Origin of the sequence: Comamonas sp. w2-DMI (assembly GCF_040187735.1) — a bacterium.
GTDB classification, from domain to species: Bacteria; Pseudomonadota; Gammaproteobacteria; order Burkholderiales; family Burkholderiaceae_C; genus Comamonas; species Comamonas terrae.
Genome location: NZ_JBANEL010000034.1, coordinates 18,513 through 31,064 on the forward strand (window position 1 = coordinate 18,513; position 12,552 = coordinate 31,064).

At 65.2% G+C, this 12,552-nt stretch carries 14 protein-coding genes and 1 pseudogene; 7 read left to right on the forward strand and 8 right to left on the reverse strand.

Features of this window, described 5'->3' with window-relative positions; all coding sequences use genetic code 11:
* Nucleotides 1-20: 20 nt before the first annotated feature.
* On the reverse strand, nucleotides 21-623 hold the full coding sequence (locus V8Z74_RS23330; RefSeq protein WP_349711582.1) for a short chain dehydrogenase: 603 nt from the start codon (nucleotides 621-623) through the stop codon (nucleotides 21-23).
* A gap of 101 nt (nucleotides 624-724) precedes the next feature.
* Here V8Z74_RS23330 and V8Z74_RS23335 point away from each other — a divergent pair, with 101 nt between their 5' ends.
* Nucleotides 725-1,606, forward strand: a complete 882-nt coding sequence (locus tag V8Z74_RS23335) for a LysR family transcriptional regulator (RefSeq protein WP_349711584.1) — start codon at nucleotides 725-727, stop codon at nucleotides 1,604-1,606.
* Here the strand turns inward: V8Z74_RS23335 and V8Z74_RS23340 are convergent.
* Nucleotides 1,575-2,006 (reverse strand): GFA family protein, encoded by a 432-nt coding sequence (locus tag V8Z74_RS23340; protein ID WP_349711586.1) that lies wholly within the window; start codon nucleotides 2,004-2,006, stop codon nucleotides 1,575-1,577. The two genes, V8Z74_RS23335 and V8Z74_RS23340, sit on opposite strands and share 32 nt — an antisense overlap.
* A 285-nt stretch (nucleotides 2,007-2,291) precedes the next feature.
* Here V8Z74_RS23340 and V8Z74_RS23345 point away from each other — a divergent pair, with 285 nt between their 5' ends.
* Entirely contained in the window at nucleotides 2,292-3,089 is a 798-nt protein-coding gene (locus tag V8Z74_RS23345) for a DUF899 domain-containing protein (protein ID WP_349711588.1), read from the forward strand.
* Nucleotides 3,090-3,302: 213 nt separating this feature from the next.
* Nucleotides 3,303-3,962: an ABC transporter ATP-binding protein gene (locus V8Z74_RS23350; protein ID WP_349711590.1), complete on the forward strand. Its 660-nt coding sequence runs from the start codon at nucleotides 3,303-3,305 to the stop codon at nucleotides 3,960-3,962.
* Here the strand turns inward: V8Z74_RS23350 and V8Z74_RS23355 are convergent.
* The 5 genes and pseudogenes from V8Z74_RS23355 to V8Z74_RS23375 all read right to left on the reverse strand — a co-directional run bounded on the left by V8Z74_RS23355 (nucleotide 3,949) and on the right by V8Z74_RS23375 (nucleotide 7,229).
* Nucleotides 3,949-4,782 (reverse strand): LytR/AlgR family response regulator transcription factor, encoded by an 834-nt coding sequence (locus V8Z74_RS23355; protein ID WP_349711592.1) that lies wholly within the window; start codon nucleotides 4,780-4,782, stop codon nucleotides 3,949-3,951. The genes V8Z74_RS23350 and V8Z74_RS23355 overlap by 14 nt on opposite strands.
* Nucleotides 4,782-5,870 (reverse strand): sensor histidine kinase, encoded by a 1,089-nt coding sequence (locus V8Z74_RS23360; protein WP_502879599.1) that lies wholly within the window; start codon nucleotides 5,868-5,870, stop codon nucleotides 4,782-4,784. Before V8Z74_RS23360 ends, V8Z74_RS23355 begins: the two co-directional genes overlap by 1 nt.
* Nucleotides 5,871-5,910: 40 nt before the next feature.
* Nucleotides 5,911-6,209, reverse strand: a pseudogene (locus V8Z74_RS23365) (2TM domain-containing protein).
* Nucleotides 6,210-6,253: 44 nt separating this feature from the next.
* Nucleotides 6,254-6,667, reverse strand: a complete 414-nt coding sequence (locus V8Z74_RS23370; RefSeq protein WP_349711596.1) for a DUF2306 domain-containing protein — start codon at nucleotides 6,665-6,667, stop codon at nucleotides 6,254-6,256.
* 283 nt (nucleotides 6,668-6,950) lie between these two features.
* Nucleotides 6,951-7,229: a PsiF family protein gene (locus tag V8Z74_RS23375; RefSeq protein WP_066476459.1), complete on the reverse strand. Its 279-nt coding sequence runs from the start codon at nucleotides 7,227-7,229 to the stop codon at nucleotides 6,951-6,953.
* A 199-nt stretch (nucleotides 7,230-7,428) separates the two neighbouring features.
* On the opposite strand from V8Z74_RS23375, the gene V8Z74_RS23380 reads away from it, so the two are divergent.
* Together V8Z74_RS23380 and V8Z74_RS23385 are read left to right on the forward strand one after the other, a co-directional pair.
* Nucleotides 7,429-8,256 (forward strand): undecaprenyl-diphosphate phosphatase, encoded by an 828-nt coding sequence (locus V8Z74_RS23380; RefSeq protein ID WP_349711598.1) that lies wholly within the window; start codon nucleotides 7,429-7,431, stop codon nucleotides 8,254-8,256.
* 126 nt (nucleotides 8,257-8,382) lie between these two features.
* A complete protein-coding gene (locus tag V8Z74_RS23385; protein ID WP_349711606.1) occupies nucleotides 8,383-8,898 on the forward strand; it encodes a DUF1697 domain-containing protein in 516 nt (171 codons plus the stop codon).
* 152 nt (nucleotides 8,899-9,050) lie between these two features.
* On the opposite strand, the gene V8Z74_RS23390 is transcribed toward V8Z74_RS23385, so the two are convergent.
* Nucleotides 9,051-10,004, reverse strand: coding sequence for a LysR family transcriptional regulator (locus tag V8Z74_RS23390; protein WP_349711600.1), 954 nt, complete (start codon nucleotides 10,002-10,004; stop codon nucleotides 9,051-9,053).
* Between the two features lie 102 nt (nucleotides 10,005-10,106).
* Between V8Z74_RS23390 and V8Z74_RS23395 the strand changes: the two genes are divergently transcribed.
* Nucleotides 10,107-11,093 carry a Bug family tripartite tricarboxylate transporter substrate binding protein gene (locus V8Z74_RS23395; RefSeq protein WP_349711602.1) on the forward strand — a complete coding sequence of 329 codons (987 nt, stop codon included), beginning with the start codon at nucleotides 10,107-10,109 and terminating at the stop codon, nucleotides 11,091-11,093.
* 9 nt (nucleotides 11,094-11,102) lie between these two features.
* The gene (locus V8Z74_RS23400; RefSeq protein ID WP_349711604.1) at nucleotides 11,103-12,290 is read left to right on the forward strand and encodes a M20 aminoacylase family protein; all 1,188 of its coding nucleotides are present in this window, start codon (nucleotides 11,103-11,105) and stop codon (nucleotides 12,288-12,290) included.
* Nucleotides 12,291-12,552 lie beyond the last annotated feature (262 nt).

Consider the following 12,552-nt stretch of genomic DNA (forward strand, 5'->3'; position numbering starts at 1 on the left):
CCCGAAAGCCGCCGTGGTCCTCACTGCCATACGCGGTAGACCCGTCCTGTCTGCGGGCCTTCCACGCTGCGCACATAGGCCAGTGCGACGCGCTCTGCCGGCACCGGCTCGAAACCCGGAAACAACGGCCCGTAAGCGGCTTGTGATTCCGTAAGCATGGTCGGGCTCACGGCATTGATGCGCAGGCCGCGCGGCAGCTCGATCGCCGCCGCGCGCACAAAACCCTCGACCGACGCATTGACGGCGGTTGCATTGGCGCCCTGGAGAATGGGCTCCTCGGCCACGATGCCCGTGGTCAGCGTGATGGAGCCGCGGTCGCGCAGAACATGCTGGCCCAGCAGCGCCAGGCGCACCTGGCCGAGCAGCTTGTCCTGCAGGCCGATGTTGAAGTCCGCAGGCCGCATCGTCGCCAGAGGCCCGAAGTGCAGGCCACCGGCTGCCGAAACAATGGCGTCCAGTGGACCGGTTTCCCTGAACAGATCTTCCACGCTGTCGTCGCGCGTGATGTCGACGCGGTAGTCGCCATGACCGCGGCCTGCGCGAATCACCTCATGCCGTCCGGCCAGCGCGGCAACCACCGCACGGCCCACGGTGCCGCTTGCACCGATCACCAGGATTTTCATCACCCGTTCCTTTTAAAAAATGGATGGAGGAATTTTTTTACGAAGTGGTGCTTTGATAAACATGCATATAGTTTGCGAATTCAAAACCAAAAATTAGCAATATGGACAAGCTGCGCGCGATGGAAGTCTTTGTGGCCACGGTCGATGCAGGCAGCTTCGCGGCGGCGGCCACGAAGCTGGATCTCTCGGCCGTGATGGTGGGCAAGCACATCCAGGCGCTTGAAACGCAGCTGGGCGCACGGCTGCTGGAGCGCACGACGCGGCGGCACCGGCTCACCGAAATTGGCGCGGCCTACCTCGAGCGCTGCCGCGACGTGCTGGCCAGCGTGCAGGCCGCCGACGGCATCGCCGACACCTTGCGCGCGGTGCCGCAGGGCACGCTCCGGGTCACGGCGCCCGTGTCCTTTGGCGCCCACCGGCTCACACCGATCATTGGCGACTATCTCGCGGCATACCCGCAGGTGAAGGTGGAACTGAACCTGAACGACCGCCTGGTCGATCTGGCCGAAGAAGGCTTTGACTGCGGCGTGCGCATGAGCCATTCCATCGACGAGGGCCTGATTGCGCGCCCGCTGGCCGCGTCCCGCATGTTCGCCGTTGCCAGCCCCGGGTGGGTGGAGCGCCATGGCATGCCGGCGCACCCGTCGGAGCTGGAGAAATTTCCGCTGCTCAATTTTGCCGTCTGGGGCCCGCGCCATGCCTGGCGCTTCACTCGGGGAGCAGAGGTCGTGGAAGTGCCGGTGAGCGGGCAATTCAGCACCAACAACGGCCAGGCGCTGCTCAATGCGGCCCTGGCAGGCATGGGCGTGGTCATGCAGGCGGACTCGCTGCTGGCGCCGGCGATCGCAGCAGGGCAGGTGATACCGCTGCTGGCCGATTGGGAGCTTCCCACGCGCCCGGTGCATCTTGTGCGGCTGCCCGAAGCAAGGCCCAGCGCCAAGCTGCGCAGCTTTATCGACTTTGTGGCGGCGCGGCTGGGCTAGAGCCTGCGTGGCCACCGTCGGGGCTCCATGGCGGCCGCGAGCCCGCGTGTGCCTGCCGATGCCTGTGCGGCGTGAATGGCGTGTCCAGCGTGCCGAGGGCAAGGGAGATCCAGTTCGCCCATTCGCCATCCGCCTGGTGCCAGGTCAACGGAGAGCCGCAGGCACCGCAAAAGGTGCGCGCCACGCCCGGCGAGGACGCATGGCTGCGTACCCATGCCTGGCCGTCGGTGAACGAGAAGTCGGACAGCGCAACGCTGCCGTACGAGCCGAACGCGGCGCCATGGGCCTTCTGGCATATCCTGCAATGGCAATGCGTGACGGCCTTGATCTCGGATCGCACCTCGTACTTGATCTGGCCGCAAAGGCAGCTGCCGTGGAAGGGGGGCGGTTGATTGCGCATGGAAGGGTGGCTGCATTCAGCCCGTGTGGAGATGGATGCGGGTCGGGCAAGAAGGGGTATTGTGGCCCGTCAGGCACATTGCCCTGGATGCGAGCCTGAAACGGGCAGGCTGCAAGCCTGCGCCATGTCCTGCAGCCGTGCAATCACGACAATCTTGTTACTCCCCGCTGTGCGCCTGATTGCATAGAGTTGTGTCCCACGGCGCCGCTCGCAACCGGCCGGGCCGCCGATGAACGGCCGCACAGGCCCGCAAGCCGGGCGGCCCTTGGAGCCAAGGAGTAGATCATGCACATCAGCACAACCGAAGCAGCGGGCCCCAGCCATCCTGTCGTGTCCCCTGACCAGTGGATGATCAGGCGCAAGGCGCTGCTGGAATGCGAGAAGGAATTGACCCGCCTGCGCGACCAGATCGCCCGCGAACGCCGCGCACTGCCGTGGCGGCGCATCGACAGGCACTATGTGTTCGACACGCCCGAGGGGCCGCGTTCGCTGGGGCAATTGTTCGAAGGCCGCAGCCAGCTGCTGGTGCAGCATTTCATGTTCGTGCCGGGCTGGGAGCAGGGCTGCCCCAGTTGCTCGTTCATGGCCGACCACGTCGATGGCATGTCCGTGCATCTGGCGCAGCGCGATGTCCGCTTTGTGGCCGTTTCGCGCGCGACCTTGCCCGAGATCGAGCGCTTCCGCCAGCGCATGGGCTGGCAGTTCCAGTGGGTGTCCTCGCATGGCACGGACTTCAACCGCGACTTCGGTGTCACCTTCACGCCGCAGGAAGTGGCCAGCGGCCATGTCGACTACAACTATGGCCAATGGCCCTGGGTGGGCGAGGAGTGGCCGGGAATCAGCGTGTTCTGCCAGGATGGCGCAGGCAACATCTTCCACACCTATTCGACCTACGGTCGCGGCGTGGAAGTGATGATGGGCACCTATGCCATGCTCGATCTTCTTCCCTGGGGCCGGGGCGAGCGCGATGTGCCCCACAAGATGGAATGGGTGCGCCACCACGACCGCTACGAGCCCATGCAGGCCGGAAAACCAGCGGCTGCTGCCGGTGCGTGCTGCCATTCCCACCGGGCCGCGCCATGACGGGCCTTGGGCCCTGGCGGGCGTTTGCCGGTGTCAGGATGGCTTGCTGCAGCCTGGATGCCGGCCGCCGTGGACGGCAAAGCCCGGGAGAGTCCGCCATGGCATAGTGCGCTGGAGAACGCGGCATGCCATGGGCATGGCGTGCCCGATGGTATTGAGGAAAATTGCCAGTAAACGCAGATGCATCAAGCGCAGGCAGCTATGAATAGTGAAGTGGATCGACGGCCTGGGCCGCTCATGGTCTCGGCAAGAGGCCTGTGTTTCGGCTATCCGGGCCGGGCGCTGGCGCGCGACGCCAGCCATGAATGGACAGCGGGCCTGCATCTGCTGCAGGGCGACGAGGGCACGGGCAAGACCAGCTGGCTCAAGGTGCTGGCCGGTCAGCTTGCGTTGCAATCGGGCGAGCTGCGCTTTGCCGCCGGGCCGCTGCCTGCGCATGAAATCTTCTGGCAGGATCCGCGCGCCGAGCTCGATGCCGTGTTACGCGGATGCCGGATGGATGACTGGGTGGCAGGCCAGGCCGCCCGGTATCCGCGCTGGTCGCAGCCGGCCTGGGAGGCGCATGCCGGGGCGCTGAACCTGCTGGGCCACGGCCACAAGCCGCTGCGGGGGCTGTCGGCCGGCTCGCTGCGCAAGCTGTGGCTGGCGGCGGGCTGGGCCAGCGGCGCCGCGCTGACGCTGGTCGACGAGCCGCTGGCCGCGCTGGACCTGCCTGCGGTGCGCCATGTGCAGCAGGCGCTGGCGGACCTTGCATGGCGCCATCAGGCGCCGCGGGTGGCGGCGGGCGAGCCGCCGCGCTGCATCATCGTGGCGCACTGGGACCGCATGCAGGGGCTTGCCTGGGATGGCGTAACCGAGCTCACATCGGCTTGAAGCGCGTGGCGTACAGGCGGCTGACCGCGAGCCTTTCGGGGCGCTGGCGCAGCTGCAGCCACATGCGCCCGGCCTCGTCCTTGTGCACGCTGGCAATGCTGGCGGCCTGGACCACGCAGCCGCGGTGGATCTGCCAGAACTGCGTGCCGTCAAGTTGCGGCAACAGATCCTTGAGCGGCGTGCGGATCAGGTATTCCTGCTGCGCCGTGAGCACGCGTATGTACTTGTCGGCGGCTTCCAGGTAGACCACGTCCTGCATGCGCACCATGTGGATCTGGCTGCCCACGCTGGCCTGGATGAACTGCAGCGGTGCGGGGGCCGATTGCTGGAATTGTCGCTGGAACTGCAGCTGTATCTGCTGCAACTGGCGCAGATGCTCGAGTTCCTGCTGCTGCCGCTGCTCCAGCGTTTGCGCGCCGTCTTGCCGCTGCCGCTGTGCCCACCAGCGCTGCAGGCGCTGCACGGTCTGCGCCAGGCGCGGGGGCTGCACGGGCTTGAGCACATAGTCCACGGCCTGGGCCTCGAAGGCGGCAATCGCATACTGGTCGTAGGCCGTCACGAAGACCAGGGCCGGCAGGGCCTGCCGGTCGGGCCAGGCGTCGGCCACTTCGGCTGCGGCGTCTATGCCGCTCTGGCCCGGCATGCGGATGTCGAACAGCAGGATGTCGGGCTGCAGCTCCAGCGCTTTCTGCGCGGCGCTGAGCCCGTCGCCCACGGTGGCGGCGATCTGCAGTTCGGGCCAGGCCTGGGCCAGCGCCTGCCGCAGGGCCTGGGCCAGCAGGGGTTCGTCTTCGGCGATCAGTGCGCGGGGTGCGTGCATCAGATTTCCTGGTGGTTTGTGTGCAAGGGAATGAGTATGCGCGCCAGCGTGCCGCCGCCGTCTGCGGAACTGAGCTCGAGGCGGGCGGCCTCGCCGTAGCAGTTGAGCAGCCGTTCGCGCACCTGGGCGGTGCCGAAGCCCGAAGCTGCGGCGGGTGCCGCAGCGGCCGGATGCTCGGACAGGCCGCGGCCGGTATCGCGCACGCAAAGCTCCAACCGTACGCCCTGGCCTTCCTGCAGCATGCGCGCCGCCACGGCGATGCTGCCGCCGGCCAGTTGCGGCTCCAGGCCGTGGCGTATGCAGTTTTCCACCAGCGGCTGCAGCAGCAGCGTGGGAACGGGCGTGGCGGCCAGGGCCTCGGGCAGCTCCAGCGTGTAGCGCAGGCGCTCTCCCATGCGTATGGCCATCAGGGCCAGGTAATCGTCCAGCCGCTCGAACTCTTCGCGCAGGCTGTGCATCTGGCTGCGCGATCCGCCCAGCGTGGCGCGCAGGTAGGCGATCAGGTGACGGAGCATGGCCTGGGCCCGTTCAGGGTCGCTGGCCACCAGCACCTGCAGATTGGCCAGGGTGTTGAACAGCATGTGCGGCTCCAGCTGGGTCTGCAGCAGCTTGAGCTGGGCCTCGGCCGCCTGGCGCTGCGCCTGCTCGGCCTGCACCTGCAGATAGCGCGACTTGCCGACCAGATAGAACACCACCGACATGCCGGCGCTGGTGACGATGGTGATGACCATGGGAAACAGCAGCATGGGCGCGTGCCGCTGCCCGGGCTGCGCATGGGCCTGGTAGGCCTGGCCGACCCAGTTGCCCAGCGCAAAGCCCAGCGCGATGCCGGAGGCGACCAGCGCCACTCCGCGCCAGCCTCCGGGCCAGGGAATGTCGCTGCCGCGGCTCAGCCACATCCTGCCCAGGTCGATGGTCAACCAGCTGGGCAGGCCTATGGCCAGCGAATAGACGAGATTCACATCCCAGCGGCCTTGCTCCATCAGCGTCAGGACCAGGGTGATCAGCAGGCATACCGCTGCGGTGATGGCGCCGTGGCGCAGCAGCGTGGCCGGGCGGGAGGCCGCAGCGAGAGCAGGTGGCGCCATGGCGCGATAGGTGCTTGGCATGGTGGGGCGGGATTGAAGGCTACTTTGTAGTCAGGCTTTGCAGGGCGCGCAACTCCCTGTTTACCAGGTGCGTCCACAGTGTGCCGCGGGGACTGCAGAGCCAGACGGCCGCACCGTGAATGGCCAGCCCCAGGCCCCAGAAGACGGCGGGGTAGATCGCCCAGTGCCGGCCATGCAGCGCCGCCAGCGCGGCCAGGCCCAGGTTCACCAGAACATAGACCGTGGCATGCAGATACCAGCCCAGCTTCATGCGGCGCGGCGCCGGGCCAGCCTCAGCAGGGCATGGGGCGAAACTGCAGGGTCATGGTTGCAGGACATACGAGACTCCTTCGGTGCGGGTTGGGGGAAAGCCGTCGGCTGTCTCAGAGAGCCAGCAGCTGGTGCCAGAACCAGTCGCCGATCAGCCGGCCCGGCACCAGCGTGAAAATGCCCGCCGTCACGCAGGCGCCGAAGTAGAGCTTGCGCATGGTGCGGCTGTGCTGGGCGATGCGGCCCCGGCTCAGGCTCCAGAATGCATAGGCCAGGCCTGCCAGCGTCAACGGGATCAGCAGGTGGATGGGCGTGAAGCCCTGCCAGTTGGGCAGCTTGTGGTCGCGGATGAAGATGGCGGTGATTGCAGTGGCCAGCATCAGCAGCACAAATGCATAGCCCGCGGCGCGGTGCAAACGTGGCTTTGCTGTCGAACCGCTACGGCGGGCCCACAGGGCGACGGGGCCGATGGCCGTGGCAGCGATGGCGCAGCCCATGTGGGCGGCGATCAGAGGTGTGAGTTGCATGGTCGGTAGCCTTCGGTGCGAGGGAGCGATGAGCGCACTTTGGCTCCGGGCCGCGGCGGCGGCCATGTGTTTGCGACGGAATGCCGATCGGGCGGCGCGAACGGCGGCAGGCTGCGATGAAACGGTTCAGGCCGATCCCCCGGTGGCCGGCAAGGCTTGATCACGGTTGTCTCATTTCCCGGGCATTGATGCCTGGGAGCGGCCGGGTGGCAATAAAAAACGCCATGGTCCGGGAACCATGGCGTTTTCGGGAAGCGTTCTCGGCCTGGAGGCGCGAAGCGTGTCAGTCCTTCTTCAGGCACTCGCTCATGAAGGCCTTGCGCTCGTCGCCCTTCTTGCCGGCCGCATCGGCGTTGCAGGATTTCATGCGTTCCTGCTGGCGTTTCTTGCCGTCGGACAGGCAGGACTTCATGAACTCCTTGCGTTCATCACCTTTCTTGCCGGCGGCTTCGGTGTTGCACGTGCCCATCAGTTTCTGCTGGGCGGTTTGGGGCTTGTCGCCAGCGGCCATGCTCATGCTGCAAGCCAGGGAGACTACTGCCAGGACAACGAGTTTTTTCATGATGGAGTGGTATTGAAAACGCCGACAGCCGGCGCGTCGCCATTGCAGCACAGCTTCATGCCTTTGCCTATGCATTTGCCCCGCGCCTTGTAAAAATTTGCGATTTGCGGCGCCACCATGGGGGCCGACACGAAGGCTGCAAACGGCGCGTGGATAATGGGCGGCTTTTGTTTTCTACCCAGTTCGAAGGACGATTCGCGTGGATACTTTACTGCTGCTCAAGGCGGCCATCATGGGCATTGTGGAGGGCCTGACCGAGTTCCTGCCCATTTCCTCCACGGGACACCTGATTTTGGCCGGCTCGCTGCTGGGCTTTGACGATGCCAAGGCCAAGGTGTTCGACATCGCCATCCAGACCGGCGCCATCTTCGCCGTGATCCTGGTCTACTGGCAGAAGATCCGCACCACGCTGGTGGAGCTGCCCTCCAGCCGCCAGGCGCAGAAGTTCGCGCTTAATGTCTTGATCGGCTTTCTGCCGGCCGTGGTGCTGGGACTGCTGTTCGGCAAGTTCATCAAGGCCCACCTGTTCACGCCCGTCGTGGTGGCCACCACTTTCATCCTCGGCGGCTTCATCATCCTGTGGGCCGAAAAGCGCCAGACCCGGGCCGTGCGCGTGCAGGCCGTGGAAGACATGACGGCGCTGGACGCGCTGAAGGTCGGCCTTGTGCAGTGCCTGGCCATGATTCCCGGCACCAGCCGCAGCGGCGCCACCATCATCGGCGGCATGGTGCTGGGCCTGTCGCGCAAGGCCGCCACGGACTTCTCCTTCTTCCTGGCCATTCCCACGCTGATCGGCGCGGGCGTCTACAGCCTCTACAAGGAGCGCCACCTGCTGTCCATGGGCGACGTGCCCTTGTTCGCCGTGGGCCTGGTGTTCTCCTTCATCAGCGCCTGGCTGTGCGTGCGCTGGCTGCTGCGCTATATCTCCAGCAACAGCTTCGTGCCCTTTGCCTGGTACCGCATCGCCTTTGGCATCATCGTGCTGGTCACGGCCTTCACGGGCGTGGTGAGCTGGCACGATGCCTGAGCGGGACGCTGCCATATGAATGAAAAGCCACCGCAGGGTGGCTTTTCCATTGGGAGAAGTCGTGACGCCGGCCCGGCTGCACCGGGACGGCAATCCCGGCACCATCGAGGCGCCAGACTCGGAATCATGAAAACGTTCATTGCTCTTCTTCGCGCCGTCAATGTCGCAGGCACCGGCAAACTGCCGATGGATGTATTGCGCAGCATGTGCGAGCAGACCGGCTTCGCGAACGTGCGCACCTATATCCAGTCCGGCAATGTCGTTTTCGACACGGCCATGCCGGCCAGCGCCGTGCAACGGGAACTGGCGGCGCGGCTGCAGGACTATTGCGGCAAGCCTGTGGGCGTGATCCTGCGCGATGGCGAGCAGATGCGCAGCGTGCTGGCGCGCAATCCGTTTCCCCATGCGGACCCGGCAAAGGTGGCCGTGCTGTTTCTCGATGCGGCACCGGCGCCGGATGCTGTTCAGGCAGCCAAGGGCCAGACGGACGAAGAGGTGGTGACGGGCGACCTGGAGGTGTTCATTCACTATCCGTCCGGCATGGGCCGGTCCAAGCTCCGATTGCCCGCGGCAACTGTCGGCACTGCGCGCAATCTGAATACCGTGGCCAGGCTTGCGTCGATGGCTCTGGGCGGAAAGTGACCGGCTCCATGGGGGGCGTTCATCTTCATCCGGGCCAGGCGGTACCTGCGCCGGCTATGCTCCATATGGCCAGGAGGGCTGTTTCGGCCTCTGGCGACCAAAATAAGCCCTCGCCAAGGCATCGGCGCAATCCCAATGGAACAGCGTGGACCTTACTGCGATCTGTGCGTCAAATATTCAGTGAGCAGATTCACCCCATGTTTTTCGGGAGTTTCCGGCACCAGCAGGCCAATTGCGGCCAGGGTGGAAGGAAACTGCAGCGCCAGCACTTGCAGCCAGCCGGCCTGTACAAAGGGCTGAACCACACTGAGCGGCGTCAGTGCCACTGCATCCGTGGTGCGCAGATATTCCAGCAGCATGGGCAGAGAACGCGTGATCAGCGGCGAGCGCTGCGGTGGCTGCCCGCAGGACTCGAATAAATGCTCGAAAGCCGCGTGCATCTGCGTGGAAAGGGGGGCCAGAACCCATTGCTGCCCAAGCATCTGGTGTGCATGCAAGACACGCTTGCGATGCAGCGGATGGGAGGGCCCTGCCACTGCAACCACGCTGTCCTGCAGCAACGGAACGAAACGTGTACCGCTGGCTGGCGTTGCGGGTTCGCGCACAAGCACCATATCGAGCGTGCGCGCCGCCAGCGCAGCCAACAGCGCATGGTGGCCGTCTTCCACCACTTCCACACGCAATTGCGGATTCTGCTGAAGAAACGGGCCAAGCTCTCGGCCTAGAAAACCCGACAAGGCCCCTGTAATCGCCCCCACGCTGAGCACGCCCTGTGCGCCTTCGGCGGCGGCCGCCAGCATTTCTGCGCAGCCGGTGAGCGAGCCCAGCATGCTGCGCAGCAACGGCAGCAGGTCGCGGCAGATCAAAGTGGGACGCACTCCGCGCGCATGGCGCTCGAAAAGTGGCAAATCCACCATTCGCTCCAGTTCGGACAAGGCTTTGGTCGCCGACGACTGTGTTTGCCCCACCACCTCGGCTGCGCGCTGGATGCTGCCCAGGTCGGCAATCAGCACAAGCAGCTGCAACTGGCGTAGCCGTGTGCGTGCCAGCAACCGGTTGAGCAAGGCCGAGGAGCGCCCGGAATGAGGTAGATGCGAGGTAGTCATGGATTGCATAGCTAAGTGCAATTTAGCACTTAAAAGATGGATGTCATGCCTCAGACTTGTCCCATCCGCGATCGAGGATCGCCGCCCATAAGGAGACAAGTCATGACCTCTGCGCCCCCTTCAACTGTCCGTCGCTGGCTCTGCACGGCGGCCACCGCCTGCGCGGTCTGGGCCCTGGCTGCCCCTGCCATGGCGGCCGGCTTTCCGGACAAGCCCATCACCTTGGTCGTCCCGTTCGCTTCGGGTGGTTCCATCGATGCCGCCATCCGCATAGTGCAGCCCAGGCTGTCGGCTGAACTGGGCCAGCCCGTGGTGATCGAAAACCTCGGCGGTGCTGGCGGAGCCCTGGGGGCAGCCAAGGTGGCCAGTGCCGCCAAGGACGGATACACGTTGCTGGTGGGCTCCATCAACGATGTGGTGCTGGTACCCGTGCTCAACAAAAACGTGCGCTACGGCCCCGGGGACTTTGCGCCCATCGGCCCTATCAGTTCGAATTCGCCCCTGCTGGTGGCCCGCAGGGATTTGCCCGCGAATGACCTGGATGGCGTGATCTCTGCATTGCGTTCCAAGCCGGAATCCATCAGCTACGGCAGTCCTGGCATGGGGACCATGCAGCATCTGGTCATGGAGGACCTGCAGCAGCGCGCCCATGTGCGGATGCTGCATGCACCGTACAAAGGCGCCGGCCCGCTGCTGACGGATTTGCTGGGCGGCCAGATCGACCTGGCCGTGATGGTGCCGGCTACTGCCTTGCCGCATATTGAAGCCGGTCGCATCAAGGTTCTGGGGGTGGCCAGTTTGCAGCGGCAGCCCATGATCAAGAACATTCCCACGCTCAACGAGGGCAAGATCGTCAAGGGGCTGGAGATGAACGGCTGGATGGGTCTCCTGGCTCCAAAGGGTGTCGCGCCAGATCGCATAGCGCGCCTGAAGACGGCGCTGGAAGCGGCGCTTGCGGCAAAAGGCGTACCCGGGCAGCTGACGGCCATGGGCATGCAGGTGGCCACGGCGGCCGAGCAGCGCCAGTTCGCCGACCAGATTGCACGCGACGAGGCCAAGGCCCGCAGCTTGAGCGTGAAACTGCAATAGGGGCACGCCATGCCAATCATTCAAGCCATTGCCGACAACGCCGAGTTCCGTCAGATTCGCCGCGATCTGCATGCCCATCCTGAACTGGGATTTCAGGAAGAGCGCACGAGCGCGCTGGTGGCCGACTCCCTGCAGCGCTGGGGCTATGAGGTCACGCGCGGCGTGGGCGGAACAGGCGTGGTCGGCTCGCTCAGGCGCGGCCAGGGCGCGCGCCGCATAGGCCTGCGCGCCGACATGGACGCTTTGCCCATGCAGGAACTCAATACCTTCGCACACCGTTCACGGCACGCAGGCCGCATGCACGCCTGCGGCCATGACGGCCACACGGCGATACTGCTGGCAGCCGCCTGGTACCTGGCCCAAAGCGGCAGGTTCGACGGCACGCTGCACTGCATTTTCCAGCCCGCCGAGGAAGGTGGGCAGGCGGGTGCCCGCGCCATGATCGAGGACGGGCTCTTCGAGCGCTTTGACTGTGATGCCGTCTTCGGCCTGCACAATGCGCCGGGGCGTGCCACAGGGAGCTTTGGCGTGCGCGCCGGACCATTCATGAGTTCCAGCAATCGCTTCCGCATCGACCTGAAAGGCAAGGGAACCCATGCATCGCAGCCCGACACCGGTGTGGATCCCCTGATGTGTGCGGGCCAGATCCTCATGGGCCTGCAGACCATCATTTCGCGCAACCGCACGCCCGACGATGCCGCCGTGCTTTCCGTCACGCAGATCCATGGCGGCGATGCCGTCAACGTGATTCCCGACAGTGCCTGGCTGGGCGGCACCGTGCGCACCCAGGCCGCAAGCACGTTGGACATGATCGAGCAGCGCATGAAGGAGATCGTGCAAGGATCGGCCATGGCCTATGGCTGCGAAGCGCAGTGGCACTTTGAGCGAAGCTATCCGGCGCTGGTCAATGACCCCGAGCAGACTGCGTTTGCGGTATCGGTCATGCAGGAGGTCGTGGGGGCCGAGCGGGTGGACGCCCAGGCCCCCCGACTGACCAATTCCGAGGACTTTGCCTTCATGCTGCAGCAACGTCCCGGCTGCTATGTATTGCTGGGCAATGGCGAAGGCGGCCACCGCCTGCCCGGCCATGGCCCTGGTCCCTGCCAGGTGCACAACCCCTCGTATGACTTCAACGATGCATTGATTCCCGTCGGGGCCAGCTATTTTGTGCGACTGGCGGAGAGTTTCCTGAAGTGAAGAGCGACAAGGCAAGCATTGGTGCTGACATCGGCTGTTGGGCCGTCGTCTGCATCGGTACCCGATGATCGCGGTGCAAGCCTGGCCAGGAGGCCGCGATACAGCCACGGTTGACGGCAATTGCCCAAGGCGGGCCTGACCGGAAAAAACCAAGGGCTGCAATGGGTCGAGGCTGTGTGGAAACGCAAAAAACTATTAATGGCTGAACAATCCAACTGGCAGATTTCAGGCAAGCACGACTGAGGCGCCTTCGACGCCAAGA

Excerpts from the sequence above, each read along its gene's own strand:
- V8Z74_RS23335 (WP_349711584.1), top strand. The coding sequence starts at position 725 with ATGGACAAGCTGCGCGCGATGGAAGTCTTTGTGGCCACGGTCGATGCA.
- V8Z74_RS23385 (WP_349711606.1), top strand. The coding sequence starts at position 8,383 with ATGAAAACGTTCATTGCTCTTCTTCGCGCCGTCAATGTCGCAGGCACC.
- V8Z74_RS23330 (WP_349711582.1), bottom strand. The coding sequence starts at position 623 with ATGAAAATCCTGGTGATCGGTGCAAGCGGCACCGTGGGCCGTGCGGTG.
- V8Z74_RS23400 (WP_349711604.1), top strand. The coding sequence starts at position 11,103 with ATGCCAATCATTCAAGCCATTGCCGACAACGCCGAGTTCCGTCAGATT.
- V8Z74_RS23370 (WP_349711596.1), bottom strand. The coding sequence starts at position 6,667 with ATGCAACTCACACCTCTGATCGCCGCCCACATGGGCTGCGCCATCGCT.
- V8Z74_RS23340 (WP_349711586.1), bottom strand. The coding sequence starts at position 2,006 with ATGCGCAATCAACCGCCCCCCTTCCACGGCAGCTGCCTTTGCGGCCAG.
- V8Z74_RS23390 (WP_349711600.1), bottom strand. The coding sequence starts at position 10,004 with ATGACTACCTCGCATCTACCTCATTCCGGGCGCTCCTCGGCCTTGCTC.
- V8Z74_RS23375 (WP_066476459.1), bottom strand. The coding sequence starts at position 7,229 with ATGAAAAAACTCGTTGTCCTGGCAGTAGTCTCCCTGGCTTGCAGCATG.
- V8Z74_RS23395 (WP_349711602.1), top strand. The coding sequence starts at position 10,107 with ATGACCTCTGCGCCCCCTTCAACTGTCCGTCGCTGGCTCTGCACGGCG.
- V8Z74_RS23355 (WP_349711592.1), bottom strand. The coding sequence starts at position 4,782 with ATGCACGCACCCCGCGCACTGATCGCCGAAGACGAACCCCTGCTGGCC.
- V8Z74_RS23360 (WP_502879599.1), bottom strand. The coding sequence starts at position 5,870 with ATGGCGCCACCTGCTCTCGCTGCGGCCTCCCGCCCGGCCACGCTGCTG.
- V8Z74_RS23345 (WP_349711588.1), top strand. The coding sequence starts at position 2,292 with ATGCACATCAGCACAACCGAAGCAGCGGGCCCCAGCCATCCTGTCGTG.